Below are 12,989 nucleotides of genomic sequence, written 5' to 3'. Positions count from 1 at the left end.
TAAAGCTGCCTGCAGCTAATTGATAACGATGCTTACGTCAAACTCAATATAGGCGGTAGTTCCCTGCCCCGTAGCCGCATCAATGGCAATGTTGCCGTTCAGTGCACGTATCCGCGATTGCAGGCTGGTAAGGCCATTGCCCCGCTGTTGTGCAGACTGCTGGTTAAAGCCCACACCGTTATCTTCTACTGTAATGGCCAGCAGTGAATCATGCTGACTCAGTTGTACCAGGGCTTCATTGGCCCTGGAATGTTTGATGATATTGTTCACAAGTTCCTGCACAATACGGTAAACTGACAGCTCAAAATTGGGCTTAAAGCGCCCTATCTCTCCAGTGCTGTAAAAGCTGACCTGTAATGTGCCTGAATAACTGATATTGTTACAGAAGGTTTGCAGCGCCTCTTTCAGGCCGAGCCGGTAAAGGGTTTCCGGCATCAGGTTGTGCGCCGTTTTACGGATGTCGGTAATGGCGTCGTCCAGCAGGCTTACTGCGTGTGCATAGGCGGGATTGTCCTTTAATACCTCCTGCTCATGCCGGATAGCGCTGAAATGCATTTTTACGGCAGATAGTAGTCCGCCCACCCCGTCATGCAGGTCTTTTGACAACCGTACCCTTTCTTTTTCTTCTCCCTGCATCAGGGCTTCCAGCACCTGTACGGTCCTTTCCTTTTCAATGGTCTGGAGTTGCTGGGCATGCAGTTTGCGACGTGCACGGTAGCGTAACCATATCAAAGTGGCCAGTACGCCCAGGAGGGCAATGGTGAACAGGAAAATGGCCTGCCACTTCGCCTTAGATTCCAGTTGCACATCTTTCTCTGCCAGCAGCAGTTTCTTTTCTGCCAGCTCTTTATCTTTCTGTGCAGTTTGGTAGGCAATCTCCAGCTGCTCCACGTGCTTGCGGGTACTGGCGCCCAGCAGCGAGTCATTCAGCGCCTCGTATTGCTTGCGGTATTGCAGGGCCTGGGCGGGCTGATGCAGGGCTTCCTTGATCTCGGCGGCGGTAAGGTAGGTCTGGCGCAGCTCATCGCTGGCCTGCATCTTTCGCGCCAGTGCAATGGTAGAGGCAATGATGCTGTCAGCTCTGCGCGGCTGCCCGGTTTTTAACAGCTCCTGTCCGTAACCCAGCTGCGCATACAGGCGGTAATCCTGGTCAGGGTACGTATCTGTAATAGCCATCGTTTTTTCATATTGATGCAAGGCTTTCTGGTGCTGGTTCAGATCAGAGTAAATACTGCCTGAGTTAATGTATCCGTCCATTACATAGGTGCTGTCGCCCAGGTACCTGCCCAGCCGTATCACTTCCATGAAGGTGGCTTCTCCCTGCTGATAGTATCCCAGCTTGGTCTGGGCGTATCCCAGGTTCACCAGCGTAGAGGCTATGCGCGGCGTATCTTTCTGCCGGCGGGCCAGTGTAGCTGCTTTGGTGGCGTATTGAAGGCTTTTCCGGTAGTCCTCTGTGCTGAGAAATATAGAGGCCAGGTTGTTGTATAATTTAGGCAGTACTGCTTCGTGCTGTGTTTTTTCAGCCAGGGCAATGGCCTGCAGGTAGTAAGTCGCGGCAGCAGAAAAATTGCCCAGCTGGTGATGCTGGTTGCCCATATTGTTAATGGCCACCCCCAGGTTCTTTTCATCATTCAGCGCCCGGTAAATCACGGCTGCCTGCGTAACCAGGTGCAGGCCTTTGGCATATTCTCCCCGCAGGTTCAGAATGTAGAGGTAATAGGAGGTGAATTGGGCAATGCCCCGCAGGTAATGCAGCTGCCGGGCCACTGCCAGCCCTTTTTTATAGTAAAAGGCGGCGCTGTCCGGCTGGTCGGGGTAAAACCGGTCGCCGTACGCATAGCAGGCAGCTACTGTAGTGGTGTCTGCAGGCTGGCGCTGAACAAGCCGGTAAAGGGTGTCTACACCCGGCTGCTGCGCATGGGCAGGCCATGCTGCAAGACAGTATAACAGTGTGAAAGTTATTATCCTTTTCATACTTGTAATATCCCTCCTGGTGCCAAATGCTGACAGTATATTCAGGCTATTGCAACAAAAAATGTATTATGGAAAACCTACAGATTTGTTACAGGGTTAACAGGTGCGCTAAATAAAATTGGCGTTGTTTTTTTGTATTGTCCTCTGCAAAATTCGGTATTTATATGAAGACCTGCAATAGGGATAGTGCTGAACTTTTAAGTACTAATACGTATCCCTGCGCCGGGGAGTACTACGCTGCCGGGTAAAACTGCCCTGGCATTGACCGTGGCTTTTGTCCCACAGGAAGTTTTTTTAATATATTTTTGTACTTTGATTGCCGACTTTCACCAGAATGGACTTGAGACGATGAACAGCAACTATATCCAACAGCAATTTCAGGTAAGTTTTGCTTACCGGGTCTTCTTTACAACCCACCTCTTTGAACCGTCTAACGACTGTTTATCAGCTTTTTTACAGCAGCAAAGCAGCAGCCACTACCGCAAGCGTTTACTGGTAGTAGCAGACGAGGGCGTATGGCAAAGCCATCCCTACCTGCAACAGCAGATCCCTGCCTATCTGAAGGCCATTCCCTCCATGGAGCTGGCCCCTGAGATCATGGTTATACCAGGGGGAGAGGCCTGTAAGAACGACGAAGCTTTATTTTTCCGCCTGGTAGACGCCATTGATAAATATGCGATAGACCGCCACTCCTATGTAATAGGCATTGGCGGGGGCTCCCTGCTGGACCTGGTTGGCTTCGCCGCCGCCGTGTCGCACCGGGGCGTTCGCCACATCCGCATACCTACTACCGTACTGTCCCAGAACGATTCAGGGGTAGGAGTGAAAAATGGTATTAACTACAAGGGCAAGAAGAATTTTATGGGCTCCTTTGCCCCGCCCGCTGCCGTGTTCAATGATGCGCATTTCCTGACCACCCTGGACACGCGCGACTGGCGCGCCGGTATGGTGGAAGCCGTTAAAGTGGCATTGATTAAAGATGCGCCTTTCTTTGAATGGATGGAAATCCAGGCAGCAGCTTTGGCCGCCGGCAATATGCAGGCGATGCAGGAGCTGATATACCGCTGTGCTGAATTACACCTGGCACATATAGGCGGCGCAGGAGATCCCTTTGAAAGCGGCTCTTCACGTCCGCTGGACTTTGGTCACTGGAGCGGCCATAAACTGGAGCAGCTCACCAACTTTGCTTTGCGCCACGGCGAAGCCGTTTCCATCGGCATTGCATTGGACAGCGTATATTCTTACTTGTTAGGATGGCTGGACCGCTCCTCCATGGAGCGTATCCTGCGGGTATTACAGCAAATGGGACTGCCGGTTTATCACCCGCTGCTCGATATGGAAGAACAAACTGTTTCGCCGGTAATAAAAGGCCTGGAAGAGTTTCGCGAGCACCTGGGCGGCCGCCTTACTATCTGCCTGCTGAAAGCCATCGGGCAGGGCGCTGAAGTAAATGAGATGAATGTGGAGCTGTTGCAGAAAGCAGCAGCCATGCTGAAACAAATGGAAAGTTTGAAGTCTGAAGTGTGACGTTTGAGGTTGGACGCTTGTCGCCAACCGCTGTCTAATTTCAAACATCCAACTTTAAACCTTAAATCCAAAAGGATGCACACATCATACGGACACCTGACTTACTGTACCAACATTCATCCCGGCGAAAACTGGGCAGCGCATTTCAAACAGCTGCAGCAGCACGTACCATCGGTAAAGGCGGCATTAAGTCCGCAGCAACCCTTTGGCATTGGCCTGCGCCTGTCTAATACTGCCAGCCTGGAGCTCAGCAAGGAAGAGGTTTTGCAGGAGTTCAAGGCCTGGCTGAAGGAACAGGATTGTTATGTGTTTACCATGAACGGCTTTCCTTATGGTGGCTTTCACAACGTAGTAGTGAAAGACCAGGTGCATACGCCCGACTGGACTACGGCCGATCGTGTGGCCTATACCATCCGCCTGTTTCGCCTGCTGGCGGCACTGCTGCCGGAGGGGATGGAAGGCGGCGTTTCTACCGCTCCCTTATCATACAAATTATGGAATGCCCGCTGTGCAGAAGAACGTTCATCCGTTACGGAAAGCGCCACACTGAACCTGCTGCTGGTAGTAGAACAGCTGGTGCGCATACGCCGTGCCGGCGGTCCGCTCCTGCATATTGATATTGAACCCGAACCAGACGGACTGCTGGAAAATTCCCAGGAGTATATCGACTGGTATTTTCAGCGCCTGATGCCCGCCGGAATTCCCTTCCTGGCTGATAAATTTGGCGTAACGGAAGAAGAAGCCGCCGCACTTATAAAAGATCATGTGCAGCTTTGTTATGATGTATGCCACTTTGCCCTTGCTTACGAGCAGCCGGCAGAGGTACTGTCTGCCATGCAGCAGTACGGGCTTAAAATAGGTAAGTTGCAGATCAGCGCCGCCCTCAAAGCAGCGCTGCCCGCTGCCGGCACTCCTGAAAGAGCAGCTGTTGTGGATGCGTTCCGTACGTTCAATGAACCTACTTACCTGCACCAGGTAATAGCGCGCACAGCTAATGGCTACAGGCACTATCCCGATCTGCCGCAGGCTCTGGAAGATGCAGATAATCCACAGGTGCAGGAATGGCGCTCCCATTTTCATGTGCCCCTGTTCATAGATCGCTACGGACTGCTGGCGGCTACCCAGGAAGATATTAAGCAGGTACTGGCATTACGCAAAGCACAGGCATTTACCGCCCACCTGGAAGTAGAAACTTACACCTGGGACGTGCTGCCTGCAGACCTTAAATTACCAATAGATCAATCTATAGCAAGGGAACTGGCATGGGTACGGCAGCAGTTGGAATTGTGATGGCAGCACCCTAGCTTTGGTTCCGATTCGTAACGGCAACCAACTATCCATGAAAAAAACAGTTGTGATCGATGTAGTCGGACTTTCTACATCAGTAATAGGAGAACATACTCCGTTTCTGCAGGCTTATGTAAAACAGCATTACCTGGCTACCATAAACCCGATGATGCCTGCTGTAACAACCGCAGTACAAAGTACCTATGTTACCGGTAAATGGCCTTCGGATCATGGTATTGTAGGCAATGGTTGGTATGACCGTGAAGATTGTGAAGTAAAATTCTGGAAACAATCCAATAAGCTGGTAGAATCAGAAAAGATATGGGACAGGGCCCGGCGCCTTGATCCCGGTTTTACCTGCGCCAAAATGTTCTGGTGGTATAATATGTACTCCAGCGCAGACTACTCCGTAACACCCCGCCCTCAATATCTTTCAGATGGACGTAAGATGCCGGACTGCTATTCGCACCCGGCTTCCCTGCGCGATCATCTGCAGAAAGAGCTGGGGCAGTTCCCTCTCTTTCAGTTCTGGGGCCCCGGCGCCAATATCAAATCCACCCAATGGATCGCAGACGCCTCCCGGATCACAGATGACCTGCACAACCCTACGCTCACCCTTATTTACCTACCCCATCTGGACTACTGCCTGCAAAAGTTCGGACCCGATATTCCCCGCATCAGTAAAGAGCTGCGTGAAATAGATGAAGTGTGCAGACAACTGGTCACCTTCTATGAAAAGAAAGGCGCCGAGGTAATACTGTTGTCCGAATACGGGATCTCTCCGGTTAATAACCCGGTGCACATCAACAGGATATTGCGCCAGGAGGGACTGATACAGGTGCGTGAAGAAAGGGGGCTGGAACTGCTGGACGCCGGCGCTTCAAAAGCATTTGCCGTTTCTGACCACCAGCTGGCGCATATTTATATCAACGATACCCGCAGCTACAGAAAGGTACGCGCCATACTGGAAAATATACCCGGCGTGCAAATGGTGCTGGACAGGGAAGGCAAACGTGCCCACCACCTGCATCACGAACGTACGGGCGACCTGGTACTCGTTGCAGACAACAACAGCTGGTTCACCTACTACTACTGGCTGGATGATCAGAAAGCGCCCGATTTTGCCCGTTTGGTAGATATTCACCGTAAACCCGGTTACGACCCGGTAGAAATGTTCCTCAATCCGGCAGATCCACTGGTGAAGCTTAAAATAGCAGGCAAACTGCTGAAGAAGAAAATGGGCTTTCGCTACCTGATGAATGTAATCCCGCTGGATGCCACCCTGATCAAAGGTTCACATGGGCGAATCCCCGAAGATCCGGCTTATCACCCGGTGCTCATCACACCGAAGGCTGTTAATAAAGATCAGCTGCATGCCACGGATGTATACCGCGTAATGTGGGATACGCTCCTCGGGGCCTAACCGTACTTTACGCTCATCACTATTTACTTGCATTTAAATCCGCCGTTCCCGTTCTTTATGCAACCGATTGTTGTATGATGTGATCCGCTGTGGATCTATCTTTACCTTGTTACACGCATTAGTTATTACACGTTATTAAAAATAAACACGGATGAAAAGACGAGATTTCCTTAAAACCGGCGCCATGGCAGGCATGGGGGCCGGGCTTACCTATCTGAATTTTCCTGTATTCGGTCAGCAGGCGCCCAGCAACAAAGTGGTGCTGGCAGTAATGGGCGTAAACTCACGCGGCAACTGGCTGGCGCAGGTGGCGGCCAAACTGCCCGGTGCAGAAATTGGTTATATATGCGATGTGGAGGACGGCGCCATACAGAAGGGACTTAAAGCCATTGCAGGTGCACAGGAGCGGAAGCCGGAAGTGATCAAAGACATCCGTAAACTGCTGGAGAAGAAAGACTTTGACGCCCTGGTAGTAGCCGCACCGGACCACTGGCACGCTCCCGCCGCTATTATGGGCTGCGCAGCCGGTAAGCATGTATATGTTGAAAAGCCCTGCAGCCAGAACCCTCACGAAGGCGAGCTGCTGATACAGGCCGCCAAAAAGTACAACCGCCTGGTGCAGATGGGCAACCAGCGCCGTTCATGGCCTAACCTTAACCAGGCCGTAAAGGAAGTGAAAGAACAGGGTATTATTGGCAAAGTATACTACGCCAGGGGATGGTATGTAAATAACCGTCAGCCTATTGGTATTGGTAAGAAGGTAGCCGTGCCGGCTACACTGGACTGGGATTTGTGGCAGGGCCCAGCTCCGAGAAAAGACTACCTGGACAATATTGTGCACTATAACTGGCATTGGCGCTGGCACTGGGGTACCGGCGAGTCATGTAACAATGCCACCCATGAGCTGGACTGTATGCGCTGGTTCCTGGATGTGGATTTCCCCACAACAGTGAGCTCCTCCGGTGGCCGTTATGCCTATCCGAAAGATGACTGGGAAACGCCCGATACCCAGACCATTACCTTCGAATTTGAGGGCGGTAAGTCTATCAGCTGGGAAGGCCGCAGCTGTCATCCCTACGAGCTGGAAGGAAGCGGCCGCGGCTTCACGCTTTTCGGCGAAAAAGGCGCCCTGTACAACTCCGGCGGCGACAGCTACAAGATCTTCGATATGAAAGGTAAATTGGTGAAAGAAGTAAAGCAGCAGCAGAATACCGGCCAGAACGTTACCAATGTGGTGAGCCCTGCGGGCGAGTTCCTGGACGCCGTGCATATCACCAACTTCCTGGAGAGCATCAGAGGTAAAGCCACCCTGAACTCAGAAATTGAGAAAGTAGGACATCCCAGTGTAACATTATGTCATTTAGGGAATATATCGCAGCGTGTAGGACGGGTGCTGCATTGTGATCCGAAGAACGGGCGTATACTGGATGATACCGCTGCAGCAGAACTCTGGAGCAGGACTTATGAAAAAGGGTGGGAGCCCAAAATTTAAGAGAACATAACGTGGAAGGTTAAACGGCTAAACCTTCGCTTTTAATATGGCGTCCCGTTCCTCCGGGGGAAGCATATTAACAACCAGTTCATAGGCTTGTTGTATGCGGGTCTGCAGTTCAGACCATTCCAGGGTTTCGGGACGCTTTATCTGTACCCAGTGATACCGGGCCAGGTATGGCATTGGAGAGATACCGGGCTTTGCGATCATGCTGTGAAAATCTTCACAGGTACATTTGAAGGAGAGCTTGTAAGGAGGATCGATCTGCATCGTGCAGAACAATTTATCCCCTACAGAAAAACACATTTCTTCATCCCACTTTTCTTCGGCAGTAACGCCAGGAAATGACAGGCAATAGTTAAAAGTAAGGTCTAACATAATACCATCAATTTAAGCTGTTAAGAATAAGAGGCCTATCCACTGATAAATACATAAGCCGGAAAGTGAGGTCGAAAGCGAGATTGACTGTTGTCTGATAACAGTCAGTGTTCCACAGAATATGAACTGGCTGAAATTTCTTACTGTCCTAATGATGATATGGTCAACCCTGCCTTAGACCGTAGCGGTTCCCATGTTGCTAACCCTATATAAATTTAAGTATCTTTTCTCAAAGGGAAATGATAAAAATGTTAATGTTGAGACTGATCAGTGGGTAAATTTTACGTTTTTAATCCTGCTAAACCCACGGCCAATAGTTAAAACTGGTATATTACCAAAAATTCAATATATAAAGTGTCGTGCCTGCGGTAACAGAATTTAAAAAGCGAAGGGCTTGAAAGCCCGGCATTATTTGAAACTGCCAGTCTTTCAAACCCTTCTACCCCCGATAAACGTATGATTATTTTCCAAAGCGGCGTTGCATCTTCGCTTCCAGCACACTCAGGGGCACACAACCGTCTTTCAGCAACTCGTCATGAAAATCTTTCAGGCTGAACTGGCTTCCCAGCAGCTGCTCATATTTATGACGTAATGCCTTTATTTTAAGCTCACCTGTTTTGTAAGAGAGCGCCTGCCCTGGGATGGCCATATAGCGTTCAATTTCTGCGATGGCTTCTTCTTCAGATAATGGCTCATTATCCAGCATGTACTTCAGGGCCTGTTCACGGCTCCATCCTTTGGCGTGCATGCCTACATCTACCACCAGGCGGATGGCGCGGTGTATCTCATCGCTTAAACGGCCAAAGTACTGATAGGGATTGGTATACAGTCCTAACTCTTTGCCCAGGCCTTCGCAATACAGTGCATACCCTTCACCATATGCGCCTAACCAGATGAATTTGCGCAGCTTAGGCAGGGAGTCGTTCTCCTGCTGCAGGGAACTCTGGAAATGATGACCGGGTATGGCCTCATGCAGGAAGAGCGACTCCATTCCTACATAACTGAATTTCTTAGCGTCGAGGATGGGCACATAGAATACGCCCGGCCGGCCGTCTTTCATGCTGCCGGGAAAATACTCGGCACTGGCAGAGGCGGCGCGGAAAGCTTCCGTTTGCCGGATCTCAAATTTGGTTTCAGGAAGATGCAGGTACATCTGCCGTACTGCCGGCATGATCTTATTTTCAATGGCCCTGAAAGAATCCAGCACCTGTGCCGGTGTTTTGAATATCCTGAATTGCGGGTCGTTTCGTACAAAGGTGAAGAAGGCAGCCAGGTCGCCTTTGAAACCGGTGGTGTTCTTGATCTCTTCCATTTCTCCACGGATACGGGCCACTTCTTTTTCGCCGGTAGCAAATATCTCATCCGGTGTCTGATCGGTGGTGGTCCAGTAGCGGATCAGGTACTGGTAATAGGCTTTGCCATCGGGCACGCCTGCAATACCGCTGCTGCTGCGGGCTTTGGGCAGGTAGTCTGTTTGCATGAAACTGTGCAGCTTTTCAAAAGCGGGAATGATGTTGTTCTCAATAGCCGCCTTGTACTCCGTAGCCAGGGCGCTGCGCGCGCTGCTGTCAAGTCCTTCCGGCAGTTGCTTCAGGGGCCCGTAAAATACATTGCTGCTGTCTTTTTTGGTGAGGGCGGCCAGTTGCGGTATCACTTTTACAACCAGCGCTTTGGGTAGTACATAACCGCTTGCTTCACCGCGGCGCATATTGGCAATTGCGCTGTCGGCCCATTGCGCAAAACTTTTCATGCGCTGCATGAACTTTTCATAGTCCTCCTTTGTCTTGAAAGGCTGGGCGCTGGTGCCTGAGCCCAGTTGCGGCAGCGTAAGCGTAAGGGCGGTGAACTGGTTGATGGGCATCAGGTTATCATGAAAAGTAAGCCCCTCTTTAATGATGTTAAGCTCCCAGCGGGCAATATCATAGCTGATGCGGTCATTAGGAGTTAAAGCGGCTGTATCCACCTTATCCAGCTCCTGCAGGTAGCCGCTGGCAAAGCTGTCTACATGCTGGCGGAAACTGTCGCTGATATCGATGTGCAGCAGGTTGTCAAACTGGTGTTCCCCGTTAAACGTGGCGTCTATCGGGAAGAGCTGCATCTTCTCTTCAAAGTAGCGGTCTATGGTATTATGAAGCAGGTCGGCGGCATTGGTATCATGCTGTGGCTGCGGGCCACAGGCACCCAGCAGCAGTGTTCCGGCCAGTAACAGAACGGAGGGTCTTAGTGTAGTCATTGGTGTGGTTTACACTAAAATAAAAAAACACTCCGAAGAATCGGAATGTTTTATATAGAACAGTGAACAATGAAAACTCTTTATATAAAACAGTAAAAAGTAAGCGATTACTCGTTACTGCTGATATGTTTTATTGATTATAAAGATTTTATGCGCAGGCTGCGGAAAGATACATTGTTACCGTGGTCTTGCAACAGGATGTGTCCCTCGGGCCATAAGCCGAAATTTTTCCAGTTTTTGTATTTGCTGATGGCTACCAGGTCTTTGAACTCCTGTGATCCGCGTTCATACTCCAGTACTTTAAATCCGTTCAGCCAATGTTCCACATGGTTATTTCGTAATACAATAATACGTCCTTTATTCCATTCTCCAATCGGTTTCAGTGCTTGTTTTATCTGTTTCCTTGGCATAAGGTCGTATAATGAGGCCAGGGTGCGGTTTCCGTTGCGGCCCAGCTTGGCATCCGGGTGCTTCTCATCATCCAGCACCTGGTATTCCAGGCCGATCGCCGATTTACCGCCGGTCTCATATACTTCCTTCACAAAGTACTTTAAGCCGCTGTTGGCGCCTTCCGTAAGTTTGAACTCGAATTCCAGCTCAAAGGCACTGTATTCCTTCTCGGTAACAATGTCCCCGCCGGAACCCATTTCATCGCCGTTAGACTGGTGGATGCTCAGGGTGCCATCATCCAGGGTCCAGCCCTTGGTAGGGAAAGGTTTGTTGTAAGCGCCTCTCCAGCCTCTATTGGTCTTGCCATCCCACAGCAGTACGTAGCCGTTCTTTTTCTGCTGGGCGGAAAGCTCGTTGGCTACGTTGTTCACCACATAGATATCGTCGTAAGGCGAATACTGCGACGCAGCCGGATCTTCTATGATGCGGATATTGCGCCAGCGGATATTCTTGCCTGCATCCTCTGTTTTATTCCCAATGCTGTGTACCTGCAGGGCAATAAAGCCTTTAGGGAGGGCCGTATCCACCAGGTGAGCGGTGGGTACTCCATTTACCCATGTACGGATCTCAGCACCCCTGCATTCTATACGGTATTTGTTCCACTCGGTCTTTTTAAAGGCGTTTTGTCCGCCCGGGTTCAGCTCCATCGGGTATTGCCAGCCGCGGCGGCCTTCTTCGTATATGCCCCCGCTCCAGCGCCTGTCAGACGGGTCTATTTCCATCTGGTAGCCAAACACACGGCCGTTCTGGTAATCAGCCCGGCTCTGGCTGCGGAACTGGATGCCTGAATTGAATTCCTTATCCAGCTTAAACTCCAGTTCCAGTATGAAGTTGCCATAATCTTTTTCAGTGGCCAGGAAAGAGTTGGGTGTTTGCAGTACCGTTGTTCCCACAATCTCATTATTCTGTACACTGTATTTTGCGGTACCTCCCAATTGTTTCCATCCTTTCAGGTTTTTGCCATTAAACAACGGCGTCCATTGCCCTTTTTTAACGGGTGCTCCGGCGCTTGCAACGCCATGTAACAGCATTAAGCTGCTGCAAAAGATCAATATTTTTCTCATTACGTGTAATTTATCGCCTGCTTTTCTGGCTGGTCTGTCCTCGCCTTAACTGCGCAGTGTCACTCTGTTATGCTGCCCTCTCTGCCGGGCTTAAACGCTTCCAAATTATAAAATGCCCACTAATTACACAACCGATTGCATTAAAAATGTGATGAGCGGAAAATCGATTTTGCAAGGGTCTTGTGCAAAGATCTGAATTACAGCCTATACCTGTTTAATTATCACTGCAAACGATTGCGCTGCGGTTCCCTATAAAACGCAAAAGTAAAGCGCTTTTATATTTTCTTTGCGGCATGGAAACGCTATTACAACAGATCACCGAAACTGCGTCCTGGTTACGGCAGTTCAACTATCACCAGGCAAAGGTGGGCATTGTGCTGGGCACAGGCCTCGGACAGCTGGTACATCATATCCGGATAGAGAAAAGCATTCCCTATAACGAGATACCGCATTTCCCGGAAGCCACGGTAGAATCGCATAAAGGCCAGCTTATTTTCGGCCATATCGGCGATACGCCGGTGATAGCCATGCAGGGGCGTTTTCATTACTATGAAGGCTATACCATGCAGCAGATCACCTTCCCGCTACGGGTTTTGAAAGCACTGGGAGTGCAGCAGCTGCTGCTGAGCAATGCCGCCGGCGGCATGAACCCTGCCTTTAAGAAAGGCGACCTGGTACTACTGGAAGATCATATTAACCTGCAGCCGGAAAGCCCGCTGCGCGGCTTAAATGCGCCCGCCTTCGGTACCCGGTTCCCGGATATGAGCTGTCCTTATGACAGGCAGTTAGGTCAGCTTTTACAGAAAGCTGCAGCAGCCAACGGCACTGCCCTGAAAACCGGCGTATATGTTTCCGTTATGGGCCCCAACCTGGAAACCAGGGCCGAATATCGCTTCCTGCGCATGATAGGGGCCGATATGGTGGGGATGAGCACCGTGCCCGAAGTAATCGTGGCTAACCAGCTGCAATTACCCTGTGCCGCCGTATCTGTAATCACAGACGAATGCGATCCGGATAACCTGCATCCTGTTTCTATCGAAGAGATCATCGCAGTAGCCGGTAAAGCAGACGAAAAACTGAGTGCCATATTTGCTGCCGTGATCCGGCAGATAGGGGCGTAGCATAACTGTATGAGTGTAAAAAGGAATGTCCCGCCTT

At 50.4% G+C, this 12,989-nt stretch carries 9 protein-coding genes; 5 read left to right on the top strand and 4 right to left on the bottom strand.

Going from position 1 to position 12,989, the window contains the following annotated elements; all coding sequences use genetic code 11:
- Positions 1 to 15: 15 nt before the first annotated feature.
- Positions 16 to 1,977: a sensor histidine kinase gene (locus Q0577_RS10825; RefSeq protein ID WP_298735924.1), complete on the bottom strand. Its 1,962-nt coding sequence runs from the start codon at positions 1,975 to 1,977 to the stop codon at positions 16 to 18.
- 312 nt (positions 1,978 to 2,289) lie between these two features.
- Between Q0577_RS10825 and Q0577_RS10820 the strand changes: the two genes are divergently transcribed.
- From Q0577_RS10820 to Q0577_RS10805, 4 genes are all read left to right on the top strand, one after another.
- Complete coding sequence (locus Q0577_RS10820; protein ID WP_298735923.1) at positions 2,290 to 3,504, top strand: 3-dehydroquinate synthase; 1,215 nt, start codon at positions 2,290 to 2,292, stop codon at positions 3,502 to 3,504.
- Positions 3,505 to 3,579: 75 nt separating this feature from the next.
- Positions 3,580 to 4,794, top strand: a complete 1,215-nt coding sequence (gene eboE / locus Q0577_RS10815) for a metabolite traffic protein EboE (protein ID WP_298735920.1) — start codon at positions 3,580 to 3,582, stop codon at positions 4,792 to 4,794.
- 49 nt (positions 4,795 to 4,843) lie between these two features.
- On the top strand, positions 4,844 to 6,214 hold the full coding sequence (locus Q0577_RS10810) for a nucleotide pyrophosphatase/phosphodiesterase family protein (protein ID WP_298735918.1): 1,371 nt from the start codon (positions 4,844 to 4,846) through the stop codon (positions 6,212 to 6,214).
- 151 nt (positions 6,215 to 6,365) lie between these two features.
- Positions 6,366 to 7,706, top strand: a complete 1,341-nt coding sequence (locus tag Q0577_RS10805; RefSeq protein WP_298735916.1) for a Gfo/Idh/MocA family oxidoreductase — start codon at positions 6,366 to 6,368, stop codon at positions 7,704 to 7,706.
- Between the two features lie 27 nt (positions 7,707 to 7,733).
- Here Q0577_RS10805 and Q0577_RS10800 read toward each other — a convergent pair whose 3' ends face one another.
- The 3 genes from Q0577_RS10800 to Q0577_RS10790 form a co-directional block, all read right to left on the bottom strand.
- Positions 7,734 to 8,084 (bottom strand): MmcQ/YjbR family DNA-binding protein, encoded by a 351-nt coding sequence (locus Q0577_RS10800; protein ID WP_298735913.1) that lies wholly within the window; start codon positions 8,082 to 8,084, stop codon positions 7,734 to 7,736.
- A gap of 460 nt (positions 8,085 to 8,544) precedes the next feature.
- Complete coding sequence (locus tag Q0577_RS10795) at positions 8,545 to 10,317, bottom strand: DUF885 family protein (RefSeq protein ID WP_298735910.1); 1,773 nt, start codon at positions 10,315 to 10,317, stop codon at positions 8,545 to 8,547.
- A 137-nt stretch (positions 10,318 to 10,454) separates the two neighbouring features.
- Positions 10,455 to 11,831 (bottom strand): DUF1080 domain-containing protein, encoded by a 1,377-nt coding sequence (locus tag Q0577_RS10790; protein WP_298735908.1) that lies wholly within the window; start codon positions 11,829 to 11,831, stop codon positions 10,455 to 10,457.
- Positions 11,832 to 12,124: 293 nt separating this feature from the next.
- Here Q0577_RS10790 and Q0577_RS10785 point away from each other — a divergent pair, with 293 nt between their 5' ends.
- The gene (locus Q0577_RS10785; RefSeq protein WP_298735904.1) at positions 12,125 to 12,952 is read left to right on the top strand and encodes a purine-nucleoside phosphorylase; all 828 of its coding nucleotides are present in this window, start codon (positions 12,125 to 12,127) and stop codon (positions 12,950 to 12,952) included.
- Positions 12,953 to 12,989 lie beyond the last annotated feature (37 nt).

Origin of the sequence: uncultured Chitinophaga sp. (assembly GCF_937898475.1) — a bacterium.
Lineage (GTDB): Bacteria > Bacteroidota > Bacteroidia > Chitinophagales > Chitinophagaceae > Chitinophaga.
The sequence above is the reverse complement of the archived record's forward strand: the minus strand, read 5'-3'. Positions and strand labels throughout refer to the sequence as shown.

What these genes read in the sequence shown, in the direction of transcription:
- Q0577_RS10805 (WP_298735916.1), top strand. Translation starts at nt 6,366, where the DNA reads ATGAAAAGACGAGATTTCCTTAAAACCGGCGCCATGGCAGGCATGGGG.
- Q0577_RS10785 (WP_298735904.1), top strand. Translation starts at nt 12,125, where the DNA reads ATGGAAACGCTATTACAACAGATCACCGAAACTGCGTCCTGGTTACGG.
- Q0577_RS10795 (WP_298735910.1), bottom strand. Translation starts at nt 10,317, where the DNA reads ATGACTACACTAAGACCCTCCGTTCTGTTACTGGCCGGAACACTGCTG.
- Q0577_RS10825 (WP_298735924.1), bottom strand. Translation starts at nt 1,977, where the DNA reads ATGAAAAGGATAATAACTTTCACACTGTTATACTGTCTTGCAGCATGG.
- Q0577_RS10800 (WP_298735913.1), bottom strand. Translation starts at nt 8,084, where the DNA reads ATGTTAGACCTTACTTTTAACTATTGCCTGTCATTTCCTGGCGTTACT.
- Q0577_RS10810 (WP_298735918.1), top strand. Translation starts at nt 4,844, where the DNA reads ATGAAAAAAACAGTTGTGATCGATGTAGTCGGACTTTCTACATCAGTA.
- eboE (WP_298735920.1), top strand. Translation starts at nt 3,580, where the DNA reads ATGCACACATCATACGGACACCTGACTTACTGTACCAACATTCATCCC.
- Q0577_RS10790 (WP_298735908.1), bottom strand. Translation starts at nt 11,831, where the DNA reads ATGAGAAAAATATTGATCTTTTGCAGCAGCTTAATGCTGTTACATGGC.